The 23,474-nt window shown below is 43.9% G+C and carries 20 protein-coding genes; 8 read left to right on the top strand and 12 right to left on the bottom strand.

Annotated features, from left to right (window positions below):
• Positions 1-35: 35 nt before the first annotated feature.
• From cas10d to cas3, 3 genes are all read right to left on the bottom strand, one after another.
• Entirely contained in the window at positions 36-3,404 is a 3,369-nt protein-coding gene (gene cas10d / locus QUB13_RS04205) for a type I-D CRISPR-associated protein Cas10d/Csc3 (RefSeq protein WP_333379226.1), read from the bottom strand.
• Between the two features lie 137 nt (positions 3,405-3,541).
• Entirely contained in the window at positions 3,542-3,793 is a 252-nt protein-coding gene (locus QUB13_RS04210) for a hypothetical protein (RefSeq protein ID WP_333379228.1), read from the bottom strand.
• Between the two features lie 404 nt (positions 3,794-4,197).
• A complete protein-coding gene (cas3, locus tag QUB13_RS04215; protein WP_333379231.1) occupies positions 4,198-6,378 on the bottom strand; it encodes a type I-D CRISPR-associated helicase Cas3' in 2,181 nt (726 codons plus the stop codon).
• Positions 6,379-6,475: 97 nt separating this feature from the next.
• On the opposite strand from cas3, the gene QUB13_RS04220 reads away from it, so the two are divergent.
• Positions 6,476-7,342 carry a WYL domain-containing protein gene (locus tag QUB13_RS04220; RefSeq protein ID WP_333379233.1) on the top strand — a complete coding sequence of 289 codons (867 nt, stop codon included), beginning with the start codon at positions 6,476-6,478 and terminating at the stop codon, positions 7,340-7,342.
• A gap of 255 nt (positions 7,343-7,597) precedes the next feature.
• Here the strand turns inward: QUB13_RS04220 and QUB13_RS04225 are convergent, their stop codons facing one another.
• On the bottom strand, positions 7,598-7,813 hold the full coding sequence (locus tag QUB13_RS04225; RefSeq protein WP_333092248.1) for a hypothetical protein: 216 nt from the start codon (positions 7,811-7,813) through the stop codon (positions 7,598-7,600).
• A 260-nt stretch (positions 7,814-8,073) separates the two neighbouring features.
• Here QUB13_RS04225 and grxC point away from each other — a divergent pair, with 260 nt between their 5' ends.
• Positions 8,074-8,388: a glutaredoxin 3 gene (grxC, locus tag QUB13_RS04230; protein ID WP_333092249.1), complete on the top strand. Its 315-nt coding sequence runs from the start codon at positions 8,074-8,076 to the stop codon at positions 8,386-8,388.
• Positions 8,389-8,459: 71 nt separating this feature from the next.
• Here the strand turns inward: grxC and menD are convergent, their stop codons facing one another.
• From menD to QUB13_RS04245, 3 genes are all read right to left on the bottom strand, one after another.
• On the bottom strand, positions 8,460-10,409 hold the full coding sequence (gene menD, locus QUB13_RS04235) for a 2-succinyl-5-enolpyruvyl-6-hydroxy-3-cyclohexene-1-carboxylic-acid synthase (RefSeq protein WP_333379236.1): 1,950 nt from the start codon (positions 10,407-10,409) through the stop codon (positions 8,460-8,462).
• Between the two features lie 183 nt (positions 10,410-10,592).
• Positions 10,593-12,026 (bottom strand): isochorismate synthase, encoded by a 1,434-nt coding sequence (locus QUB13_RS04240; protein ID WP_333379238.1) that lies wholly within the window; start codon positions 12,024-12,026, stop codon positions 10,593-10,595.
• 247 nt (positions 12,027-12,273) lie between these two features.
• Positions 12,274-12,564, bottom strand: a complete 291-nt coding sequence (locus QUB13_RS04245; RefSeq protein WP_333379240.1) for a hypothetical protein — start codon at positions 12,562-12,564, stop codon at positions 12,274-12,276.
• Between the two features lie 59 nt (positions 12,565-12,623).
• Here QUB13_RS04245 and menA point away from each other — a divergent pair, with 59 nt between their 5' ends.
• From menA to QUB13_RS04270, 5 genes are all read left to right on the top strand, one after another.
• Positions 12,624-13,520, top strand: coding sequence for a 2-carboxy-1,4-naphthoquinone phytyltransferase (gene menA / locus QUB13_RS04250; protein ID WP_333379242.1), 897 nt, complete (start codon positions 12,624-12,626; stop codon positions 13,518-13,520).
• A gap of 151 nt (positions 13,521-13,671) precedes the next feature.
• Positions 13,672-13,938: a hypothetical protein gene (locus QUB13_RS04255; protein WP_333379244.1), complete on the top strand. Its 267-nt coding sequence runs from the start codon at positions 13,672-13,674 to the stop codon at positions 13,936-13,938.
• Positions 13,939-14,128: 190 nt separating this feature from the next.
• Positions 14,129-14,929, top strand: coding sequence for a 2-succinyl-6-hydroxy-2,4-cyclohexadiene-1-carboxylate synthase (menH, locus tag QUB13_RS04260; protein WP_333379246.1), 801 nt, complete (start codon positions 14,129-14,131; stop codon positions 14,927-14,929).
• An 11-nt stretch (positions 14,930-14,940) separates the two neighbouring features.
• Positions 14,941-16,050: an o-succinylbenzoate synthase gene (locus QUB13_RS04265; RefSeq protein ID WP_333379248.1), complete on the top strand. Its 1,110-nt coding sequence runs from the start codon at positions 14,941-14,943 to the stop codon at positions 16,048-16,050.
• Positions 16,051-16,173: 123 nt separating this feature from the next.
• Positions 16,174-17,592: a 2-succinylbenzoate--CoA ligase gene (locus QUB13_RS04270; RefSeq protein ID WP_333379250.1), complete on the top strand. Its 1,419-nt coding sequence runs from the start codon at positions 16,174-16,176 to the stop codon at positions 17,590-17,592.
• 167 nt (positions 17,593-17,759) lie between these two features.
• Here the strand turns inward: QUB13_RS04270 and QUB13_RS04275 are convergent, their stop codons facing one another.
• The 4 genes from QUB13_RS04275 to QUB13_RS04290 form a co-directional block, all read right to left on the bottom strand.
• Complete coding sequence (locus QUB13_RS04275) at positions 17,760-18,731, bottom strand: putative 2-dehydropantoate 2-reductase (RefSeq protein ID WP_333379252.1); 972 nt, start codon at positions 18,729-18,731, stop codon at positions 17,760-17,762.
• Positions 18,732-19,069: 338 nt separating this feature from the next.
• The gene (locus QUB13_RS04280; RefSeq protein WP_333379254.1) at positions 19,070-19,483 is read right to left on the bottom strand and encodes an acyl-CoA thioesterase; all 414 of its coding nucleotides are present in this window, start codon (positions 19,481-19,483) and stop codon (positions 19,070-19,072) included.
• Between the two features lie 185 nt (positions 19,484-19,668).
• Positions 19,669-20,115: a tellurite resistance TerB family protein gene (locus tag QUB13_RS04285; RefSeq protein ID WP_333092302.1), complete on the bottom strand. Its 447-nt coding sequence runs from the start codon at positions 20,113-20,115 to the stop codon at positions 19,669-19,671.
• A gap of 237 nt (positions 20,116-20,352) precedes the next feature.
• Complete coding sequence (locus tag QUB13_RS04290) at positions 20,353-21,657, bottom strand: ATP-binding protein (RefSeq protein WP_333379256.1); 1,305 nt, start codon at positions 21,655-21,657, stop codon at positions 20,353-20,355.
• Positions 21,658-21,783: 126 nt separating this feature from the next.
• Here QUB13_RS04290 and QUB13_RS04295 point away from each other — a divergent pair, with 126 nt between their 5' ends.
• Complete coding sequence (locus tag QUB13_RS04295; RefSeq protein WP_194011757.1) at positions 21,784-22,107, top strand: TMEM14 family protein; 324 nt, start codon at positions 21,784-21,786, stop codon at positions 22,105-22,107.
• A gap of 282 nt (positions 22,108-22,389) precedes the next feature.
• Here the strand turns inward: QUB13_RS04295 and QUB13_RS04300 are convergent, their stop codons facing one another.
• Positions 22,390-23,412 carry a hypothetical protein gene (locus tag QUB13_RS04300; RefSeq protein ID WP_333379260.1) on the bottom strand — a complete coding sequence of 341 codons (1,023 nt, stop codon included), beginning with the start codon at positions 23,410-23,412 and terminating at the stop codon, positions 22,390-22,392.
• Between the last annotated feature and the right edge of the window lie 62 nt (positions 23,413-23,474).

Genomic DNA, 23,474 nt, shown 5'->3' on the forward strand with positions numbered 1-23,474 from the left:
GTTTGCGTGTAGCGGATCGAACAATAACTTCAGCTTTAATCCTCACCTTCTTCCTGAGATACGTCAGGAGATTTGTCATCTCGCGCGCGATTTTCCTTATCATTCTCTAAACGGTAAAGAAATTCGCAGGTATCTCGGATTAGGTTGATTTGGCGACCAGCTAAACGGGCCCGATCGCCTGCAAACGATTTCTCAAATACCTCCTCAACAAAGTAGCGAGCAAACTCTAAAATTGCCTCTCGTTCTTCCTCCCGCTTGCTGAAAATCCAGCGTCCTTCAGCAGTAGAAGAGTGAACGCGATCCATGAGTTTTGAAACTTCCGCAGCAACAGCCAACACTAAAGATTCATTTTGAAAACTGCGATCGGCTTCCAGGATAGTTTTAGAGGTAATATCAATCGGTTTCAGTACAGCATTTGCCTTGGGATTGTATCGCTTATTTGCACGGTAGAATCTGCGATACAAATCCGTGAGTTTTTGGGGGTGGTTTAAGCTTGATGCGGTTGTCACAGTCAATCTATCCTCTTCATGATTATAGTTGGCATAGGAGTCAAAACAAGGGTAAAAATGATAAGCATAAAGCTTAATCTTTTGAATTGATGCCGTTTCATTTTTCTGTTTCCGAACCCACTTATTTAGGTAGCTAAACACATAAAGCGGGCTGGTTTCAAAATCAGTGGCAAGTTCAGTTAATTTTCCCCAGTTGGAGTCATAACCGGACTTCCCTTGTTTTGCATTAACATCAAGATGAATGGCATAAGCAGCAGTTAAAACATTCAAAGGTGCAGGATAAGATTTGCCGTTTTCTTCCCAACCTTCTAGGATATAGTCGAGGCGAAAGCGATCTCGCTTCGTCAAAACCCGAAAAGCTTGGGGTACACTGTCAAGAAATACGCTCTCTTCAAATTCCGCACCGTCATTAAATGGCGGAATAGGCGACTCTGAAACCACAGTTTTGACATCTAGAATCATCGGGAAGGCAAAAGCTAACCAAGTTGGCATTACCCAGGATTCGGTATCAGTTGCATCTCTACCGGGGGGAAGCGCCATGAAGTAAAATGTTAGGGGTTGGTCTTCGGGATAGGAAAGTTTGAAGGTGCGGTCTTTTCCTGGTTCGATGTTTTCATCTATGAGGAAACTATCGATGCTTTGGTAGCGATCGCGTCCAAAATCGGCTTGCAAATCCTTGCTGATAAAATGATTGCGAATGCTGGTATCAAAGCGGGTTTGAAAAATGCTAGTGTAGGCTTTCTGCAGAAATTTATTTGTCTCTGGGGTGAAGTAATATGTAGGATAAAAATAGAGATAGCGATATTTGCCATCTTCAAATTTTTTGCCCACAGCTTGAGTTTGATTCATTAAAATTTGTCTCAGCATCATTTCCAAACCTGCAATACTAGAAATATTGCGTTTGGCGTTAGAACCTCCCAACATTTGTTTGTTAGTGTAAACTTGAGGAGTGAACAAAACGGCTGATTCCATTTGTTCTGTCACCGTGTAAGCTGAATGGGAAATCGAACAGATTAACTGTCTTCCTCTACCCTGTTTTTTAGCGAGTTGGTAGCGTTCCAATTCATCTAAAAATACGTCACTGGATGCTGTGTCCAATGGTGTATTTCCGGGTAACATGACAACCCGCGTTACCCACAGCCGCAAATCGTCCCAACCGTCGGGCAATTTGTACTGTGAAAGAATGGGTTTAATCATTTGGGAAATGTGGGCGATCGCCTGTTCGCAAACTTGCCGCACATCCTCAATTCCTGGGTGATGTTCTAGGTACTTTGCTGCTAAATAGTACCATTCGTAAGGAACGCCACCTGTATTGCCTTTTAATTTAAGTTCTTTCAGGCGTTCATTAATCCGTTGAATTTCTCTCAGGGCTGGCAGATACTCGGATAGGTTCCAAAACTTCGCAATTTCATCGACAATATCTAGATCAGGTAGTGCGGGTAGTTTTTTGTCTTTCTTGCGTGCAGCTTCGATGGTATTAACCTGTTCTCCCCAAATTTTACGGCTCACTAAGTCGCCTAGTTCAGCAAGTTGGTCAATCCTCAGATCGTCGTCAAACTTGAAGTTGTAATCGGCCGACAAAACATCCTGCTTTTGAAATTTTATCAGATTATCGCTGCGACTTTTGGCAACAGAGTTTTTTCCTGTTTTGAGAATGCGTAAAGTAGCCTTAATTGCAACTAACATCAACTCGGATGTATCAAAAAACAGGTTATAATACTCGGCATATTTCATACCTTTACCATCTCTGCCAAATCCAGTTTGTCGCCGTTGCAGTTGTCCGGCGCAGAGTTGTTTAATCTTGCTAACTACCTGTTTTGGTAAGTCTGCAATTGAAATAGCAGGAGCATCCGATCGTGCTAGGTAAATTACACCTGTTGGTAGGTAAAGCAATGGTTCGTAGTAAGTGCGATCGTCGGTATTCAGCGCCGTATGCACTTCCATTAAAGCGTTATTGACGACGTTGGTAAGTACGCCTCTGTTTTCAGCGATGCTGTGATAAGTGAATTTTAATTGCCCGCCGCTGAGGCTGTGGATTAACTCGTTTAGTCTGGTATTTTCTGCATCTTGGGGATGTTTGATAATAGATGCTAGGGAATCTGCTAAACAGGTTAAGTCTGAGAGACTGCGGAGTGTGCGATCGCGCAACACTGGATTTAACCCAAATTCGGAAAAATTCCAGTTAGTATCCCAACGCCGCTGAGCGTTGTAAGCAAGGCAGAGCAAATCGTCAATATATTCTCGATAAGCATCTGGATCGTCGGGATTGATGAAACTATCTAGTCCTAACTGTCGCACTTTTTCATCAATAATTTGACGGTGCTGTTCTAGTGGTAACTTGCGACAATCGTTGGGGACATCGGGGAATTTTTCAAAGTCGTGGAGAATAAATCCAGCAATTACTAACCGCCGTTCTTTTTCTCCCACGGATCGCCGCACGGTGGTGTCGAGTTTTTCTAACCGCTGTTCAATTAAATTAGCAGGAAATAATCCATTTAGCAGGTGAGTATTTAGGGACTGATCGCCTGCATTGTCTCGTCTAACATTCTCTTTGCCTTTTTGCCGATCGAGTTCGTCGAAAAATTTGCCACCTTTGGCTGTGACACCAATGGCCACTCGCAGCAGATTTGGCAGTACGTACTCGGCAAAATCTGCCATGACGCGATCGCCTGGATTTTGGCTCTGAATGGCTTCTCGTAAGAGCTTGAGGGTTAGTAAGTCGCGAGTTTGAGGTTGGATTGTGCGATCGGACGTTTGAAAGTTTGACCCTAATTCTTCATCTTGCAACCAGTTATCATCTGCATCATCCGATCGCTCTGAGATCAAATTAACTGGAATATCAAATAATGAGAGTTGTTGATACTCTTCATCTGGTTTTTGACGTTTTTTAGCCATTTTATGCCTCTAGGGAGTCTATGAAAGAATTCACTTATCTTTGATAGAGATTTTGGACAAAAAAGCTCTACAGGCTCTGATGTAGTTACACTAATCCTGTAGAGCCTAACTATTGAAAATTCGCAAAGTGCTACTATCTAGCGCCTTTGAGATACTTTTTTAGAGCCTTGAACAAAAACTAAAAACTCACGGGATCGTTCTATGACTTCCTTGGAGCCAAAATCATTCCTGTCAAGTGCAGTCTGCAATTCGCTGACAACTTGTTCTAGTCGCTCAAAGATTTGGCGATTTTTCCCCCGAACTTTCTTTTTGTTTTCCAAAAAAGGTTTCTGGCAATAGGGAATAAATAGCAAAGGGTCTCCCTCACCAGAGCGTTTTGACTTTGGCATTGTGAATGTCTCCTGTTTAGTTTTTACAGACTGGAAAGACTCACGGCTGCTGACTGCTAACAGCAGCAGAAGGGGGGCGTTATACCCCCACCCAAATAAAGTGACGCTAAAAACCGTTCTGTCTAGAGAACAAGAAGGGCTGCGATTACATATCTGTGTTCCTACTCGCGATCGTTGCTCACAGAGCCGCGAAGCTTTCCATTGTCTAAGTGTAAGCGATCTAAACATAGTTGTCATCCTTGCTATATTTATGTACTATGGTGTGGACAGGTAGAAAAAGCTTATTAATTTTTATTGATAGCTTAACACCCTATTAGGGATTGAAAAAATTCGCTGCGCTCCTAATGGCGTTCGTTCCTCTATCTTTCTACCTGACTTAACCCCCCCTATTAGGGCTTGAACTTCTACGCAATCCATATTTCATCCCCCCTGCTCTTGAGCCAGTGGGCCAGCGTGTCCACCAACAGGGCCGACTGCCCAAAAGCTATAGAATAAGGTGCAGTCGCATCGTGGATACTGTACCGATCGCAAATCGGATAAATCTGAAAGTGCATCGGCAGTCGCAGGCGCGATCGCACTTCAGCCACCGGATAACGCAGCACATAACAAACCAATGCTTGCTTCTTCAAACGCTTGTTAATTTCCCCGATCCAATAATTCTCAGGTTGCACAACCTCAATCCCCGTCAAAACCTGAACTTTCCAAGCAGCAGCATTTTCCTCTAATTTTCCCGAATAAGTAAATTTCCAATTCAGTCTTTCCTCCCGATAACTACGCAACTTCAAAAAAGCAAGACAATGTTTAAATCGACCTTTGGCAATTGGTTGCCCAAGGCGTTCCGATGTCTCGTTCAACATTCGCATAAATGCAGATTCCGTCATCGGTTCGATTTCCAAGTTGCTCAAAATTCCTGGTAAATCGTAGGTTTTAAATTTGTCTGCCTCATGGGAATCGGTTAAATCGCAAATGCCGCATTGCAGGGGACTAGAACCTCGAAAACTGCTAGCATCTTCAACTATTGGATTTCCTGTCTTATTTCCCGATCGCTCTTTCCACTCTTTACCCCACTCTTTAATATCACCTGCCACTTTCCCCAAGCTAGTTTTAAATACTTTTTGAGCCGATTCCTGAAAAGCTTTCTGACTTGATGCGTACTGCTGTTTAATTGTCTTGTGCCCTAATTCCCAACAAATTTGAACTGACTGCACCGCACCCCACCGCGAATAATATCCCTCAAAATTGTTGATTTGGCGGTACTTTTCGCGAATTAGTTGATAGAAAAAAGGACGATCGTAAATTCCGTTAGACTCTAGAGTGGCAGTCTCACCCGAAAACAAGCGTTCGACTAAGAAATTAGGGGTGAGTGCGATGGCTGTGAAATTTTTAAACTGAATAAACTCTCCATTGCGATCGCAGCCATCGTGTCGCCCCAACCTTCCCAATCTTTGGATGAAGTTGCCGGCATCGGCGGATTCAAAAATTAGCAAATTGATTTTGAAGTCTACCCCGACATCAATGGTGCTGGTACCGAGAACTAAGTCTGACGAGAGCGATCGCTCTTTTTCCATTTTTCCCGACAACCCGGTATTTTCGCCAACAACTAAACCGTGAGGCGCGAACAATTCCCGAAAAAATGGTGTCAGTCGCTTGACGGCAGCAATCGAATTCAGGATAATAGCTCCTTTACTTCCCGGATTGTGTTTAAAGTGAGTCAGGATGAGATTGGCGCTGTCCTTCAGCCAAGTTTCAGAAGCTTTTGAAGTTGGTTCTAGGGAAATAAAAGTCAGCGTACTTTCCCTTAAGATCTGCCGCCAGGAGTCTGCTTTCAACTGTTCGATTTCAGCAGGGCGATCGGGAAACCGATATTTGCCTTCTTTTAAAGGATCGATAGTTTGACAGCGAAAACCTGCTGTTTCTAGTCTCTTAATTAATTGCTCGTCAGGAGTTGCTGACAGAAATACAAACTTTTTCCGGCGGTTTGTATTGCGAATTAATAACATGGTATTGAAGACGCTGGAAATCTGGGGAGCCGCAAAAACATGAAATTCATCAAAAATGGATAGGTCAAAATCTTTGTCGATGCGACCCCACAGTTTATCGGGGCTATCTTCAGAGCTTAAATACGCTCCTCGGTGCAGATGGTGCAAGATATCAGGGTTCGTTAATAAAATCTCTGATTGACCTGTCCGGGATGCGATCGCGGCTGCTTTTCTCAATCCTTCATTTTCTGCATAGATTTCTAATTCCGAGCCACTGAGTCGCACCACGCGAGGTTGATGTTTGGGCTGGAATTGTTCGATATAGTGCTTAAATTGAGTCTCCTGATCTCGCGCCAGTTCATTTGTAGGATACAGCCAGATTGCACAACAAAATATCTGCAATGTTTCTAAAGCAGCGGCTAAACTTTTACCGTCGCCAGTCATCGCGGTATTAATAATGACATCAATATTTGGATCACGAATTGCCTTTAAAGTTTCGAGTTGATGCCAAGAAAGTGTCCAACCTTCCGGTAATTTGACTCCCTGGGGAATCTCCGCAGCGGGACAGGAATAAACGGATTTGAGGGTAATTTGGTAGTCGGACATATGCTGAAACTGTGTCCGTAGAAAGTGGATATTCCCCATATTGACACCGACAATAGAGATAATCAACCCTGTACCAAGATAAAGTGTCCGTACATTTATGAGTCGCAAAGGTCAATCGATCACCCTATCGGTTTCTGAACGAGATAAAACTGAGTTGGAAGCCTTGGCCCAAGAATTCGGGAAGACGTGGGGCGATCGCCCGAACATTTCCAAACTGATAGAAGCGATCGCCCGCCGCCAACTGACGATCGCCCCGAACCACGACTGGCCGCAAACCCGCATCCAAGCCCTAGACATCGCCCGACAGCAATTGCTTGACTTGGGCAAAATTGATGAAGCGCTGGCAATTGCCGAATTGTTGAGCGATCGCAGCGAACTCACTCTCCCTTTCCGGGCTGAAATCGATCAATTTTTGAGCAACCCCTTACCTGTTTGGCGGCAAAAAATCGACCATTTTATTCACAGACAGCAACCTTTTCGCCTGTCTTACCGGGATGCAAGCGATCGCCTTTGGCATTACACCATCTTGCACGCTCGCATTGTCCCCATTGAAAAGCGACAATATTTAATGTGTCGCTGCGAAGAATCTGAGGGAAATCAAGACGTAGCGGGACTCGAACACAACTGGACGCTGCTGCTCGATCGCATTGAAGATGCTGCGGTGATTTCGGTCGATCGACCTTGGCTGCCAGATTTAGCCAGGATTCCCGTAGAATTTCATCTATCCGGCAGACTAGCCTTTAATTACAGACGCAAGCAGGAAGATGAGGAAGTCGGCGAAGCAGAAGGCGATCCGCCTATCAGGCGAGTGATTCGGAATATCTCAAATACTTTCTGGTTTTTTCGCGAAATCTCTCCTTATTGGGAAGATTGCGTCATTGTCTCTCCCGACAGTGTGCGCGATCGCTTCCAACAAAAACTGGTCGCCCTCTGCCGCCAGTACGACATCAAAATCGGCGATTAGAGGACTTGGAAGTACCGAAAAACGCACAGGGACTTAAGAAACCGGGTTTTTCGTAAAAAACCCGGTTTCTGATAACCCGCCCACCAGTCCAAAAAAAAGCAGCCCGTTACAGGCTGCACATCGAAAAAACCGTTGTTTTGTTAGAGGAGAAAACTTTAAATCGAATTCAAGTCGCCGTTATATCAAGTCTCAGGGACTCCGGCGGGCGATCGGCTGCCAACCAATTTCGCCATCTTTATCTACCGCTGACTCACCTTACATTGCTGCTGAAAGTTCGTTCACGATTCTTACCCTGCCTCTGAGCACTGCCCGCAGCAGGCGGTTGACACAGCCTCTATCTTCGTCATTGAGGGACTCGTCCAAAGTAGCGGCCATCAAACCGTAGCGATCGGCTAAAGTTAAAACGCCCGTGTCGCTGACAGAAGCGATGATTTCAGAGATAGCGCCGGGGAGGAGTTGTAAGCAGTTCATGGCAGTGCGGTTGAATTCGATATATTAATCATGCTCTGGTTTCCTCAAAAGATCAGTGATATTAATGAGGTTCCGAAGGTGATTATTTGGGGTGTACGTAAGTGATCCGAGTTTAGTCAATGTGTGACGCGAATCACAGCGCCAAAGGTGGTGCGGGCAATTCCATAGCAGGCTAACCTTTGGTAGGACGCGGGATCGATGGCGTTTCGCTAAAATGATTTAATCTGTCAATCAGTTTAATTTTTACCCCAGTACCGAAAATGCTTGATTTTCTCAATCCCATTTTGGGCCGATCGCCCGATCGCATCAAAGCCAATGTAGAAATTTACACTTGGCAAACCTGTCCCTACTGCATCCGGGCAAAAACCTTGCTGTGGTGGAAAGGCGTAAATTACACCGAATACAAAATAGACGGCGATGAAGCAGCCAGAAATGCAATGGCCCTACGCGCCAACGGAAAGCGCAGCGTCCCCCAAATCTTTGTTAACAACCAACACCTCGGCGGCTGCGATGACATTCACAAACTTGATAGAGATGGAGAATTAGATCCGCTGCTAGCTCAACCAGCAGTTTAAATAGTGTTCATAATAGGTTCGTAGTGAGAACTTTAGTCCTTAAATGCTTAAATAAAGGACTAAAGTCCTCACTACGAACCTTTAGCAAATTTACCGAGATTGTCTTGCCGCCATTTAGCATCTGTACGCCTGTTTGTGAGCAATTCTAAGACCCGAATCCCGTTATTTGGCAGCGCCAACAATTTTTCTTTTAACTGCTCCCAGTCGTCGATTATCTCGTGTTCCACGCCGTAAGTTGCACACAACTGAGCAAAATTGATATCCTGCGGCGTGGCAAAAAACTCTTCAAAGGGCGGGTCAAATTTGGCAACGGGCAACATTTCAAAAATTCCGCCGCCGTTATTATTAATTAAAACAATTGTCAGATGACCGACAAATTTATTTTTAATTAAAAAACCGTTTGTATCGTGCAAAAGTGCTAAATCGCCTGTTAGCAATATACTGCTTTGATTGCGGTGGGCTACTCCTAAAGCTGTTGACAGTGTGCCGTCGATGCCGTTAGCGCCGCGATTGACAAATGGTTTTATTTCTAAGTTGTTCGGCTTCCAGAAAAATTCGACATCTCGCACCGGCATACTGTTAGCAATAAATATCGGTGTTCCAAGCGGCAAAATTTGGGAAAGCAGCCAGGAAACTTTGGGTTCGATTATGTTGTTAATTTCTGATATTTTTTGGTCTATTGTTTGTCTGACTTGGATTTCGGTGTTGCGCCAAAGTTGGAGGTATTGGTTTGATGGCGAGGTTTGAACCCCCCCTAACCCCCCCTTGGTAAGGGGGGGGACTGGACAGTCTGGAGGGGAGTTTTTGCCTGTTCGATCCCCCCCTAACCCCCCCTTGGTAAGGGGGGGGACTGGAGAGTCTGGAGGGGAGTTTTTGCCTGTTCGATCCCCCCCTAACCCCCCCTTGGTAAGGGGGGGGACTGGAGTTAATTTAGTTGCGAGATTAGTTGCTAGGTTTTCTACGGAGGTTCGCAGGTGAATTGTTTGGCCGTGTAGGGGATCGAAGTTGTGGTGGGCTGGGTCGATTATGTAGCGTTTGGGTTGGGTTTTGTCTAGCCAGTTTCGCAGTTCTTTACTTGTGGGTAAGTCTCCGATTTGAATGGCGATTTCTGGTCTTAATTTTTCTGCTAGTTCGCGGTTTCGCAGGATTATATCGTAGGTGGAAATTAGATGAGGGTTGAGTTGGGCGCGGTTTCTTAAGGGCGATAATCCTTCTGCTAAAACTGGCCAGTTTAATAGTTGGGAAATTCGGCCGATCGCGCTACAATACTTTTCTGGATTCTGAGGCTGTGCAACTCCAGCAATAATTATCCCTCTGCTACACTTCTGCCATTGTTCTACTGTAATTCCTGCCCCCCCCCTTAACAAGGGGGGGCTGGGGGGGGTAGAGGTTTCTCCTGCAATAATGGGTTCTAATCCTGCAAAAAAATATTCGATATCAAATTGTGTTTCTAAGGATTGTACCGCAGGATCTGGAACGGGTACCAGCGGATCGCGCAGGGGGATGTTGAGGTGGACGGGGCCTGGTGTGGGAAAGGTCGATCGCTCGATCGCATACATTACTGTCTGTCGCAGATAGCCTAGCATTCCTAATTCTGCTGAAGGGATTGCTAATTCGGCTTGCCAGTTGGGATAATTGCCGTAGATTTTCACTTGATCTATGGCTTGTCCGGCGTGACAGTCGCGGAGTTCGGGAGGTCTGTCTGCTGTGAAAATTAGCAGCGGAATTCGGCTTTCTCTTGCTTCTATTATCGCAGGGAAAAAGTTGGCTGCAGCGGTTCCAGAGGTACAAATTAGTGCAGTTGGTACACCGGATTTTTTGGCTATTCCTAATGCAAAAAAACTTGCCGATCGCTCGTCGAGTATGGGGATAGTTTCTATTTGATTATTTTGGGCGAAGGCTATTGTTAGCGGTGCCGATCGCGAACCTGGACAAATTACGGCTGTTGTTAGTTTCAGTCGCTGCAAAGTCTCGGCTATTATGGAAGCCCAGAGGGTGTTTGTGTTCCGAAAGTCAAGCATTTTGTTGTTTTGGCGATCGATGGTATTTTTATGAGATATAGCGGTTCTCAAGCGCGGTGAGGTATGCCCTATGCCCTATGCCCTATGCCCTATGCCCTATGCCCTATGCCCTATGCCCTATGCCCTATGCCCTATGCCCTATGCCGGATAGTACCTCATATGAGAGCTTGAAAGGCTATATTCCTAAACTAAAGCGTTTAAAAGTGCTTGTAATTTCAGTTGAATTTCTGCAAGTTCTTTTTCGGGCTCCGAACCTGCTACAATACCAGCGCCAGCATAGAGTATAGCGCGAGATCCGTCGATTAATGCCGATCGGATGCCCACGGCAAATTCGCCGTTACCGCTGCGATCGATCCAGCCCAGGGCTGCTGCATACAAAGAGCGATCGTAGCTTTCGCAAGCGCGAATTTGCTGTAGGGAAATATCCCTCGGCAGGCCTGCCACCGCTGGTGTTGGATGCAGTTGTGCTAAAATTTTTAACAAGTGAATATCTACGGGAATTCGAGCAGTGATTGGTGTCCACAAATGCTGAATATTTGACAGTTTCAGCAGTTTCGGCAGCGGGGAAAAGTCGGGATTTATACCCAGAGTCAAAAAGCGATCGACTATAAAATCAATCACAACTTGATGTTCTCTAATATCCTTTTCGCTGTTCAGTAAACCTTTGCCTAAATCCGCATCTTCCACCTCTGTTTTTCCCCTTGGCGCAGAACCTGCTAAGGCATATGTTACTAACTGATTGTTGTAAATGCTGATTAACCGTTCGGGACTGGCACCGATAAATTGCTGACCTTTGCCGTTACTGGTGGAAAATACGTAGCAACCTGGATAGGAAAGGCGCAAGTTGTTTAAGGAATCTATTAAATTAAAAGGTGTTGGAGAAATGACATTTATGGCTTGAGACAACACAAGTTTACTGAAATATTTAGAGTCGATCGATTCTAAGGCAGATTTTACAGATGTTTTGAATTGAGCCGCATCATTTACAGGAATTTGTTTTAAAGATATTGGAAGGTTGCTATTGCTAGGTTTTTTAATAAATTTTAGAGAGGCAATTTTGTCAATTTCTAACCAAATATTTTTGGCAATATCTTTAATATTTATATCTCGGCTGATGATGGTATTCGCGACTAGCGTACAGCTATCTTTTAGGCTAGTAATTTGCCATTTTGGTAAAAATATGGTGGCCGGTGGAAAATAAGAATTGGTGGCGAAATTTTCATCGAAAAAAGCAAAGCTACAAAAAAAGTGAGGCCCGCTGAAGGGCAAGCGTTCTGTACCGATGGTAATTGTTCGAGCAAGACAAGATTGAATAAAATTTTGAGTGAGGGTAAATCGATCGCTTCCCGCTGCTGTGAAATGGATGGTGGAATCTAGGGCGGCGATGGCAAAACTATTGTCTCCAAGAGGGTCTCTTTTTTCAAAATAAAAATGTCTGCCGTCGGGTGCGGCAATTTCTTGCAGTACCGCTAGCGGATCGACGGGGGAAATCTCCTGAGAAATACTAACTATTTTTGTTCGATCTTTTTCTGTTAAAGACTGCTGACAATCTAACAGAAACTTATGCAGTTGATTGCGGTCTTGCAAAATATTAGGGCGGTGCGGTATTACTGTCATGAAATCGAGAATAGCAGATTTGTCAGAAAGAGTGCGGTTTTGTCCCGCTAGAACCCAATGCGCGATTGATAAGTCGGCGGTTGAAACCGCTTCTTGTCAAATCAAACGAAGTCCGCCTCCGCGAACTGAAGAAGATAGCGTAATTTTAACCGCCCACTCTTCAACCCCTCTGAGCTGGGGTTTTGTTTGTATAGACGCGGTTTCAAGCGCCCGGTCTTCTGAGCCCAAGCGTAGGGCGCTAGAAACCCTATTTCGATCTAACCACGGTCTGGGTCGATCGCAAAACATGACCTTTCGAGTTTCCCGACAGTTTGGGCGCGCTGCGGGCAAAAAACAGACGATCCTGTTCTAGGGCTGCGCCAACGCGCGATCGACCGAAACATTTAGACATAAAACTTAAGATTGAGCCGCTAAGTCTGGGCTTCGCCTGCGATCGACCCCGCAGAGGTTGACTGGCGGGCATTCTCGGGCGCGCCAGAACCCACAAAGGCGATCGACGGATGCCGGAGGCGCACTCAAGCGGATACAGAGCAGACATTGTTCACCAATAAAATTGTAAAATTACCAAGCTGCTATCAATTGCATCCAGTTTGTGTAATGACAACAAAGATAATTGAACGTCCAAATAGTAAATTGTGGCTGGCCGCTATCAAGCCGCCTATGTACAGTGTTGCGGTGATTCCTATTTCAGTAGGAACTGCAATAGCTTTTGCCGAAACTAAAACGATTAATTCGTCAATTTTTTCGACATTTTTAATGTCAGCCATTTTAATTATAGCATGGCTGAATCTCAGCAATGATGTATTTGACTCGGAAACAGGCATCGATAAAAACAAAGCGCATTCCGTAGTTAACTTAACCGGAAATAAAGCTTTAGTTTTCTGGATTGCCAATTTATTTTTAGCCGTCGGAGTGTCGGGAATCTGCGCTATTTCCTGGTGGCAAAAAGACCCAACAGTAATTTTGCTAATTGTTTTGTCTTGCGCCCTCGGCTATACCTATCAAGGGCCTCCGTTTCGTTTGGGCTATCAGGGTTTAGGCGAAATAATTTGCTTTTTTACCTTCGGGCCGCTAGCTTTAGCTGCTGCTTATTACAGTCAAACTCAAACTTGGTCTGCGACTAATTTTGCTGCTTCGACAATCGTGGGAATTACTACGAGTATCATCTTATTTTGTTCGCATTTTCATCAAGTTGATGACGATTTGGCGGCGGGCAAAAAATCACCGATTGTCCGGTTGGGTACGAAAAAAGGTGCACTGTTGTTGCAGTGGTCGTGCGGCAGCATTTATGCTTTGACTGTGCTGTTTGTGGCGTTGCGAATGTTTCCAATTTGGACGCTGTTGATTTTTGGGAGTTTGTTTTTTGCGATCGACCTTTCTCGCCATGTCGCAGAATATCACGACCAACCGGCAAAGGTCAGCAACTGTAAGTTTATCGCAGTCGCGCTGCATTTTTCGAGCGGATTGCTGCTGGCGCTGGGGTTTGTCTTGTAGTTCGGGCGATCAAGAATTCCGGTAAAATGGAGGTATGGTTTGCTAAGTTGAGGGAGTTGGCGGAGTTAATCTTTTTCGGCGAATTCTCAAAATCTTCTTTAGTTTAGCAATCCTTACCTCACATTACATCGTAAAAAAAGAGAATTAAATCATGAGTACGCAAACAGAAATTAGCAAAATATTGAGCTTAGAAGAAATTTTTCGCCTGTATCCTGATGAGTGGGTGCTCATTGTCAATCCTGAATTAGATGAAGAATTAAACGTGATTCGAGGGGAAGTTTTAGCCCATGCAGCAGAACGCGATGAAATTTACAGCAAGCTTTCATTAAGGAATGGAAAATCTGTCGCAATAGAGTATACTGGCTCGATACCTGATAACATAGCAGTAATAAGGAATAATCTATGTTCCTGTAATTAACGTATCTTGGTTTAATTGCGTGGGTCAAGTAATAGAAAATCTTGACGTAGTTGCCCACGATATACCGCCAAATATCCGCATAGACGGTCTTCTTGGTATGGAGTTTCTCACTCGTTTTCAGGCAGTCATCTCTGTTGGCACTGCGGAAATTAGATGTCAGTAAATCCGGTAATTATAGTAAAAATTGTATATGGAAAGATTTAAAAAATATCAATTTTACTATTCCTTAACTGGCAATAAAAATCAGTCAACAATTTTATTATTGCACGGATTTACAGGCAAAAATCAAGATTTTAGCAGCGTTATTTCCTTACTATCTCACAAATACTGCTGTCTTGCCGTTGACCTTCCCGGTCACGGAAAAACTAGAGTCAACGGCGACGAAAGTTGCTACAATATGTCAAATACAGCCCAAGCTTTGATAGACTTATTAGATGATTTACAAATAGACAAATGTTTGTTGTTGGGCTATTCAATGGGCGGGCGATTGGCGCTGTACATGACATTACATTTTCCTGAAAGATTCGAGAAAGTCGTGTTAGAGTCAGCTTCTCCGGGATTGAAAAGTGAAAAAGAGCGATCGCACAGACTGCAATCCGATTTACAACTAGCACAAAATCTGGAAAATAGCAACATTAAAGATTTTATTTTAAACTGGTACGATCGCCCTTTATTCAAATCCTTAAAAAAATCTCCCAAATTCGACCAACTCATCGAAAGCCGCTTAGCAAACAATCGCTTAGAATTAGCGAAATCTCTCCGCAACCTGGGAACCGGCAACCAACCATCTCTTTGGGAAAAACTAACACAAAATCAAATCCCTCTCCTCTTGCTAGCGGGAGAAGATGATGAAAAATTTCAAGCTATCAATGCAGAAATTGCTAGCTTGTGTCCGGCCGCGAGTCTAGCAGTTATAGCAAAAGCAGGTCACAATATCCATTTTGAAAACATTGATCAATTTGGATCTGTTGTGAGACAATTTTATGATTAACTACAAAACAAATGCTATATAAATTCGAGTTTCGCGCCTATCAGCGAAAATTTAAGCGCCCGCTGCGAACAAGTCACGGCATTTGGGATATTCGAGAAGGAATTATTCTGCGACTTATTGGTGAAAACAACCGCATTGGTTGGGGAGAAATTGCCCCTTTAAGTTGGTTTGGTTCCGAAACTTTTGAGCAAGCTTTAGATTTTTGTCACCAGTTACCTGCTAAGATTTCATCAGAGATGATTTTGGCGATTTCTGCTGAATTACCAGCTTGTCAATTTGGCTTTGAGTCAGCACTATCAAACTTTTTAAACTCGTTCCTAGGCTCTGCCTGGGAACACATATTCGGAGGCTCTGCCTCCATTTTACACGCGGCAGAGCCGCCAGAAAAGCATTCCCAGGCAGAGCCTGGGAACGAGGAGAACGAGGAGACCCCCCCTTGGCAAGGGGGGGAGAAAAGCGAAAATTTAAGTCAGTACAGCGGTTTATTGCCTGCTGGTGAAACAGCTTTGCAGGTTTTACCAATGCTTTGGTTGGAGGGACATCGCACGTTTAAATGGAAAATTGGCGTTGCTGCAATTGAACAAGAATTAAAGATTTTTCAGCAGCTAATTGAATCAATGCACGATTTGGGCGATCGCAAATCGGCACTTTTGCGCTTAGATGCTAATGGCGGACTCACCTACTCCGAGGCCCAAAAATGGCTGGAAGCTTGCGACAAAGTAAAAGCAACTCCCGACTTGGCGGCAGATATTGAATTTTTGGAACAGCCGCTGCCGATCGCCCAGTTTCAGGAAATGGTAGAATTGAATGCTATTTATGCCACGGATCTCGCCCTAGACGAATCCGCAGCCAACCTCGATCGCATCCAAGAATGCTACAGCCAAGGTTGGCGGGGAATTTTCGTCATTAAGCCTGCGATTTGCGGTTCTCCATCCCAACTGCGAAACTTTTGTCAAACTCACAATATAGACGCAGTTTTCTCATCAGTATTTGAAACCAAAATCGGGAGACAAGCCGCCTTAAATTTAGCAGCAGAATTGTCTATAAATAATAGAGCCCTAGGCTTTGATACCGATAGCTGGTTCGACGACAATCATTCGATTTTAGATTTTAGATTTTAGATTTTAGATTGTGGAGGTTCAAAAACCGGGTTGATGGGCAAATTCGGTAAAAAACCCGGTTTCTTTGTCGGAGTGCGTAACTCCTGTAATTGTTTTGAATTAAGCAACCTGGTAAAAGCATTTATGACAGCAAATTTAACAACAAATATTCTAGATATCGCGTCTGGCTTTCCCGATAATTGGCTTGTCGGTGGTGACAGCGGCGAATTTGCCCGAATTGTCGATCGGCAATTTCAACAAATCACCAAAAATCCCGCCCCAAAAACACCCCCAAAAATTTGCATCGCAGAATCAGAACCCCTGCAATTTCTTGCCAGTTTCATCAGCGCCCGCGCCGCCAAATGCCCAATTTTTCTCTGCAATCCCAACTGGGTAAAACAAGAATGGGAACAAGTCTTTGATTTAGTCGAACCCGACCTAATTTTAGGACAAAATGCTGAGTTAAAAAAAATATTTCCCTCTCTTCGTTTGTATAGCCGCGAATTCCATTCGCCGGGATTCAATTCGCCGACTAAAAACGGTTTTGATAACATCATGATTCCCACCGGCGGTTCATCGGGAAAAATCCGTTTTGCCATCCACACTTGGGAAACACTAACCGCATCAGTCCAAGGTTTTCAAGAATATTTTCAACTTGAAAAAATTAACTCGTTCTGCGTTTTGCCATTATACCACGTCAGCGGTTTCATGCAGTTTGTGCGATCGTTCACCACAGGCGGCCAACTGGTAATCCAGCCGTTCAAAACACTAGAATCCGGCGAAAAAGCCGATATCGAACCCGAAGAATTTTTCATTTCCTTAGTTCCAACTCAACTGCAACGGCTGCTGCAAAACCCAGATACAGCTAATTGGTTGTCTCGGTTTCGTGCCGTACTTTTGGGCGGTGCTCCCGCTTGGCCGGAACTTTTAGCAACAGCTAGAAACCATCAAATCAAACTAGCACCCTGTTACGGCATGACAGAAACCGCTTCACAAATTGCTACACTCAAACCCGAAGATTTTCTCGCGGGCAATAACAGTTCCGGTCAAGTTTTACCCCACGCCAAAATAACAATTCGCAGTCCCCAAGGTGAGATTTTGTGCTCCAATCAAATTGGAAATATTGCAGTTAATGCTAAATCCTTAGCCTTGGGTTATTATCCTGAAAAGTTTGGCGATAGCGAATATTTTCAATTAGACGATTTGGGATTTATCGATCGCAATAACTGTTTAAATATTGTCGGACGCAGCAGCGACAAGATTATCAGCGGCGGAGAAAACGTATTTCCGGCACAAGTCGAAGCCGCAATTAAGAATACTAATTTAGTTGCCGATGTAGCCGTAATTGGCTTGCCTGACAAAGATTGGGGTCAAGTCGTGACAGCGATTTATGTTCCCGCTAATTCCGAAGTTACTGTCAAAAATCTGCAAGCGGCAATAGAAGATAAGTTGAGCAAGTTTAAGCGACCGAAATATTGGGTAATCGTCGAACAATTGCCGCGCAATTCTCAAGGCAAAATCAATCGAGAACAATTGCAAGAAATTGGGCTAAAATATCAATAATTATTAGGCGCAATCAATGCAGAAGGCAGAATTTTCCATGCTTATTTCTGACTCCTGACTCCTAACAACAGTCAAAAGTCAACAGTCAACAGTTAACAGTCAACAGTTAACAGTCAACAGTTAACAGTCAACAGTCAACAGTCAACAGTCAACAGTCAACTGACTAATTACGACAAATCTAACAGCCTTCTCTTCCTCTCAGCTTCCTGCCTTTGAACATCCACAAACTTCAACATTCGGTAAAGTACCTCTATTTGTGGCAACTTAACACCTGCTTTTTCAGCTACCCGTATCGGATTGCCAAAAATCGCCTCTACTTCCAGCGGCCGCGATTCATCGTAATCGATTTTCATGCTGGTGCGGTAAGGCTTCATTTTGTGAGTATATTCCAGCATATTTGGGATAAAATTATCGGGAATAATACGATCGCAACTTTTAGCCGCCGCTATCACTTCCGCCATGATTTCCTCAACCAAAATCAAAGTATCGGGATTACCCATCAGTTCGTCCGTCCTCGCATTTAAAATCACAGAAAGCCCGTTATAAGGAATATTCCAAACCAGCTTTTTCCACCTCGATAATAGTAAATCTTCGCTCATTTCTATGGGAATCTCAGCCCGTTGAAAATCCTCAGCAATTTGGTGCAATCTGTCAGTAATACCGATAGCTTTGTAGTCTTGGGCATATTCACCCAAGGTAATAGTACCGTAATCGAGGTGGGAGACGTGACCGGCCCCAATTTTATAAGAACACAGAAAACACAGCCCGCCAATCACTCTTTCTGCACCGACAATTTGAGCAATTTGTGGTTCCGCATTTAGTCCGTTTTGTAATACTAAAACAACGCCGTTATCCTTTAATAAAACAGGCAATATTTTAGACAACAAGTGATTTTGAGTTGTTTTCAGCGCTACAATTACTACGTCGCACTGAGGCATTTGGCGCGCGTCGTTGTAGGCGCGGACTTGCGGGAGGGTGAAGTCGCCTTCGGGAGACTCGATTATCAAACCCTGTTTTTTGACGGTCTGGTAATCGCTACGGAGCAAAAAATTCACTTCTAAACCTGCTTTTTGCAGTTTAGCACCGTAGAATCCGCCTAAAGCTCCCGTACCGATGATGGCATAATTGCGATTTGTCATAAGAAGAAGTCATTAGTCATTGGTCATTAGTCATTAGTCATTAGTCATTTTAGCCGCTCGCGAAGCCGAAGGCTAGTCATCAGTCATCAGGAAGAATGCTTAGAGCTTCTCGTTTTTGATTCGTCTGTATTTCACGTTTAATTAAGTGGAACTATAGCGGTTATCAAGCGTGGTGAGGTATGCCCTATGCCCTATGCCCTATGCCCTATGCCGCATAGTACCTCATCTTTCTGAAAAAGGCTATACTTAATATAAACAAGTCAGAAGAACTTTTTAACTAAACAGAAATTTGACTGCCATTTCCTGCTATTATTTAAATATTGAAGTCAACTAAAATCTTAACTCTCAAATTGCCTCAACCACTGGATTAAGTCTTCAGATAGCTGTTGTCTAGTTCGCGTTACTGCATCGATGCAGACGTGCTTAGTAAGAGCTTTAGCCGCGCTTTTTCCTGCAAGTTCCCCAGAAAATACTTGATAGGCAATTTCAAATTCATCGCCAGCTATTTGTTTGGGCGTTAGTTGAATTATCAGCCGATCGCCCGCAAACATAGGACGATAAAAATCTACAGTAGCATGAATTACGGGCAAAGCTGCCTCCCGATTGCTAAAAAACGCTTTGAGATTGATTCCCGATGCTGCTAGAGATTCCTCGTAAGCTTCGTGGCACATCGCCAAAACGTTGGTAAAGTAAACGACTCCAGCAGCATCCGTATCTTGGAAGCGAACAGTGCGGTTGTAAGTGAAAGGCATTTCAAGCTGTTTTGAGTTGTGAGTTTTGATGAAAAAATCTTGTCTTTTTTGAACAAAACTTAACCAGGGCTGGTCGAAACCCGGTTTCTACGAAAAATATACGAAGAAACCGAGTTTTTCAAGTCAGGATGCGTCCCGGATTGTTTAAGTCAAAACTCCTAAGTTTTTGATCTTTTTCTTCTTTCTTAACCTTTGTTCTTAATCAACATCACGTCTATAATCTTGAGTGCAATTTCTTCGGAAAGCCCCAAGGAACTGTAAAGAGCGTTTAACAGTTGTTCTTCTTCTTCCGACACTTCGCCATCTGCTAAAGCGATGTCAGTTGTTACAGCAAAAACTGTTTCTTTAAGTTCGTCGGGAAGTGTTACCAAAGCCGCATTAAACAGTACCTCGACTCCTTGTCGTTGCAGAATCATCAGTAGCCGTTCGAGCATTTTTCTCATCACGTCATCGGGATAGCTGCGGAACAGTTGCATCCGAGATAGCGTCATGCTAATCGCTTTACTTTCGCTGTCATTGATGTAACCGTCGGCTGCTACGGCAATTAGCGCGATCGCCGCAAATGCTTCGGCAGGCCCTAACGTTACGTCCGTTTGTTGGCGAGTCTGCGATATTTTGTCAAATAAACCCATGAGATTTTCCTCATTATTTAGTGGTGGATTCATGGAGTCCCGACGGGTTCGGACTCTGGAGCTTTTTGCGGAAGTTTAGCCAATCATATCAAATTTTGTCAGTTATTTATTATCAAGAAAATTATGAAAAAATTAAGATTTTTAATTTCACCAGGCGGCGCTCGTCGGGCGGGTTGATTCAGAGCCTGAATTGCCTCGCATATCTCAGCAACAACCCGCCCTTCGAGTACAGACGATCTACTTGTCAAAAAGCGCTAAATCTGCTTTCAGGAAATCAACAAACTGTCGCGCACTCCTGCCCGATCGCCCGTTGCGACGAGTTGCCCATTCCTTAGCCCGGTGCTCCAAATCTTCAGCAGCGAGCTGAATTCCAGCAAGTTTTGCCAGATGTCGGACAATGCTTAAATAAGTGTTTTGATCCGCCGGTTCAAAAGTTAAAGTCAAGCCAAAGCGATCGCTAAATGAGAGTTTTTCCTGCACCGTATCCCAAGCGTGAACTTCATCTCCGTCGCGGGGGCGAGGCCTGTCATCAAAAAACTCTCGAATTAAATGCCTGCGGTTAGATGTGGCATAAACGACCACATTTTGAGAGCGCGCGGTGACATTTCCTTCTAAAACCACTTTCAAGGATTTAAAAGCATCATCATCTTCCTCAAAAGAAAGGTCATCGACAAAAATAATAAACTTTTGAGGAACTCCCCGCAACTTGTCAACAATTAGCGGCAAATCTTGCAAATCCGATTTAGATACTTCAATCAACCGCAAATTGCGATCGCCAAATTCATTTAGCAGCGACTTCACCAAAGAAGACTTACCAGAACCGCGACTCCCGTAGAGCAAGACGTGCAAAGCCGGATAACCCGCCAGCAAAAACTCCGTATTTTTCACCAGAGCATCGCGCTGCCAATCGCAGCAAACCAACTCTTTCAAATTTATGCGATCGGGATGCGAAATACTCGCCAACTGCCCGGAGCGCCAGCTAAAAGCGCGATATTCGGCAAACAAACCAGTACCAAATTTTCGGTAATATTCTGCCAAAGATTCCGCAGCACCAGACCATTTTTCCAGTTGTCCGTGCAGGGGTTTATCGCCCAGTTCTGCTACAGTTTCGGAATGCCAAATTGGAGGCACTACGTCAAGTTGACCCGCTACCCGCACCCACTTGCTCAACTGTTCGCTGCTGCATTCGTAAATATTTTGCAGCACTTGTAAATCGTGTCGGGTGGCTTCTACCAAAGCGGGCGGCAAACTCGCAAAATCTGTTTGTTGAGCCTTGCGTGAAAAGGGATTTTCGTCTTTGAGAATTTCCCAAATCAGAGCATCTTTCCAACTCAGATTTTGAGCTGCCTGAACTTTGAACCAGTTGCCGTAAGCCACCTGACAGTCTAAACCGCTGACTTCGCTGTGGTGGAGAGCTTGCAGCAAGTCGAGAAAGGCTTGAGCTGTGGGGCTTGTGAGGACTGATTGATACAGCAGCAGGGATGCTGCTTGGCGTTGGAGGTAACGGATTTGGGCGATCGCACCAGAGGTTAGGGCTGACATAAGGGCAATTGTATAACAGTTAGATATCTTGACTGGGTTTAATAAATTTTCTAACAATTTGTGACCGAAATAGCAGGTCTCGCTGTATAAACTTAGATGCAAAGAGTAAAATTGTGAGGATTAAAAATGAATTTAGGTACAACAGCGGCGATCGGCTACGGCGTTTTGACACTGATTGGCGGCATCATAGGTTACATCAAGGCCAAAAGCCAAGCCTCCCTCATTTCCGGCCTGATTAGCGGTTCGCTGCTAATTTTTGCCGGCACCGCCCAACTCATGGGACAAAGTTGGGGTTTAACATTAGCAGCAGCCATCTCTGCTGTTTTAGTAGTAGTCTTTATTTTACGGCTGGTCAAAACTCGCAAGTTCATGCCCGCTGGAATGCTGATTTTAGCTAGTTTGGCATCTTTGGGCGCGATCGTTTACGAAATCGGCGGTCAATATCAATAATTTGTTGACTGTTGACTGTTGACTGTTGACTGTTAACTGTTAACTGTTAACTGTTGACTGTTCACTGTTCACTGTTGTTAGTGGTTATTTGTTAATTATTAGTTGTTCGTTCTAATAACCAATAACTACTAACCAATAACCAATAACCAATAACTACTAACCAATAACCAATAACCAATAACTACTAACCAATAACCAATAACCAATAACCACTAACCAATAACCACTAACCACTAACCAATAACCACTAACCACTAACCAATAACCAATAACCAATAACCACTAACCAATAACTGCTTCAATATACTGCTCAATTTTCTTGAGTTGCTGCCGCTGGTATTCCATCCAATCTTTTTCCGCCACTCGCTCTTGGACAGTTTCTTGCTGGTACCGAGCCTGCTTTTCTAAAAAATTATTGTAGAACATTATCGTTTTTTCAACTGTGTGAATTGCCAGTTTCACGCGCTCCTCAAAAATTTCTAAGATCAAATCATCTACGAGCGATCCAATTACCTTACAAGACTCTTCAAAATCGCTCAAACTGATTCCCAATTTACTTTTATGAACCAGAGTTTCTACAGGCTCTTTCAGCGTTTCTTTAAAAGTTTTCGCATAAGACTCCGGTAAATATTTTAGAGGTTCTGTAAACTTCGACACAATCTCGCCGCCTATTGATTGCAGTCGCTCTCTAAATCTCAATTGACTGTGGAGGTCGAAGCATTCTATACAAGATTCAATGTTTTCGATATCAATCGATTGTAATTCTTTAAAAATTAAATTAAGTTCATTTTCGACAATCAAAACCACTCGTTCTGCCTGGTAATTGACTTCACTCCGCAACTCTTTGTGCAAATTATCTTGTTCAAAAAAACCGATAGTATCTCTTTGAAACACTTGATAATTTTTGTCCCACAAAAACCACTGATTTTTTAACTTAGTAGTTTTGTCGCTCCACGCTTTACGAGCTTTAACAACAGCATCATATTTGCCCTGTTTTCCTAAACTGCGAATTCTCACATCGCATCCGCTTAGTTCGCCAATTTGCTCCCACACCTCAACAGGAGATGCTTCAGCAATTCTCGGCTTGCTATTCCAGACATCTTCCGCCTGAGATATATCTTTGAAACATACTTCAAGTAACTTCTTGAGTCTGAGGGCAGACTGCTTCATTTCGTCAACGCAGTGTTCCACATCTAAGCTGAGGTGGGTAGCTGACTGTTTAATCTCCACGGATTTATATTCGTCGGCCAACAATCGATCGCTAAACTGAGTAATAGCCTGAAATACCTTGAGATATTCATTCATTTCCTTTTTTTCCTCATTTCCCTAAATAGCATACAATACAGAACATCTGCTTTTTTGAATAC

Source organism: Microcoleus sp. B4-D4, from assembly GCF_036705185.1.
In the GTDB taxonomy this organism is placed as follows: domain Bacteria; phylum Cyanobacteriota; class Cyanobacteriia; order Cyanobacteriales; family Microcoleaceae; genus Microcoleus.

What these genes read in the sequence shown, in the direction of transcription:
- cas10d (WP_333379226.1), bottom strand. Translation starts at nt 3,404, where the DNA reads ATGGCTAAAAAACGTCAAAAACCAGATGAAGAGTATCAACAACTCTCA.
- QUB13_RS04210 (WP_333379228.1), bottom strand. Translation starts at nt 3,793, where the DNA reads ATGCCAAAGTCAAAACGCTCTGGTGAGGGAGACCCTTTGCTATTTATT.
- cas3 (WP_333379231.1), bottom strand. Translation starts at nt 6,378, where the DNA reads ATGTCCGACTACCAAATTACCCTCAAATCCGTTTATTCCTGTCCCGCT.
- QUB13_RS04220 (WP_333379233.1), top strand. Translation starts at nt 6,476, where the DNA reads ATGAGTCGCAAAGGTCAATCGATCACCCTATCGGTTTCTGAACGAGAT.
- QUB13_RS04225 (WP_333092248.1), bottom strand. Translation starts at nt 7,813, where the DNA reads ATGAACTGCTTACAACTCCTCCCCGGCGCTATCTCTGAAATCATCGCT.
- grxC (WP_333092249.1), top strand. Translation starts at nt 8,074, where the DNA reads ATGCTTGATTTTCTCAATCCCATTTTGGGCCGATCGCCCGATCGCATC.
- menD (WP_333379236.1), bottom strand. Translation starts at nt 10,409, where the DNA reads ATGCTTGACTTTCGGAACACAAACACCCTCTGGGCTTCCATAATAGCC.
- QUB13_RS04240 (WP_333379238.1), bottom strand. Translation starts at nt 12,026, where the DNA reads ATGACAGTAATACCGCACCGCCCTAATATTTTGCAAGACCGCAATCAA.
- QUB13_RS04245 (WP_333379240.1), bottom strand. Translation starts at nt 12,564, where the DNA reads ATGTCTGCTCTGTATCCGCTTGAGTGCGCCTCCGGCATCCGTCGATCG.
- menA (WP_333379242.1), top strand. Translation starts at nt 12,624, where the DNA reads ATGACAACAAAGATAATTGAACGTCCAAATAGTAAATTGTGGCTGGCC.
- QUB13_RS04255 (WP_333379244.1), top strand. Translation starts at nt 13,672, where the DNA reads ATGAGTACGCAAACAGAAATTAGCAAAATATTGAGCTTAGAAGAAATT.
- menH (WP_333379246.1), top strand. Translation starts at nt 14,129, where the DNA reads ATGGAAAGATTTAAAAAATATCAATTTTACTATTCCTTAACTGGCAAT.
- QUB13_RS04265 (WP_333379248.1), top strand. Translation starts at nt 14,941, where the DNA reads ATGCTATATAAATTCGAGTTTCGCGCCTATCAGCGAAAATTTAAGCGC.
- QUB13_RS04270 (WP_333379250.1), top strand. Translation starts at nt 16,174, where the DNA reads ATGACAGCAAATTTAACAACAAATATTCTAGATATCGCGTCTGGCTTT.
- QUB13_RS04275 (WP_333379252.1), bottom strand. Translation starts at nt 18,731, where the DNA reads ATGACAAATCGCAATTATGCCATCATCGGTACGGGAGCTTTAGGCGGA.
- QUB13_RS04280 (WP_333379254.1), bottom strand. Translation starts at nt 19,483, where the DNA reads ATGCCTTTCACTTACAACCGCACTGTTCGCTTCCAAGATACGGATGCT.
- QUB13_RS04285 (WP_333092302.1), bottom strand. Translation starts at nt 20,115, where the DNA reads ATGGGTTTATTTGACAAAATATCGCAGACTCGCCAACAAACGGACGTA.
- QUB13_RS04290 (WP_333379256.1), bottom strand. Translation starts at nt 21,657, where the DNA reads ATGTCAGCCCTAACCTCTGGTGCGATCGCCCAAATCCGTTACCTCCAA.
- QUB13_RS04295 (WP_194011757.1), top strand. Translation starts at nt 21,784, where the DNA reads ATGAATTTAGGTACAACAGCGGCGATCGGCTACGGCGTTTTGACACTG.
- QUB13_RS04300 (WP_333379260.1), bottom strand. Translation starts at nt 23,412, where the DNA reads ATGAATGAATATCTCAAGGTATTTCAGGCTATTACTCAGTTTAGCGAT.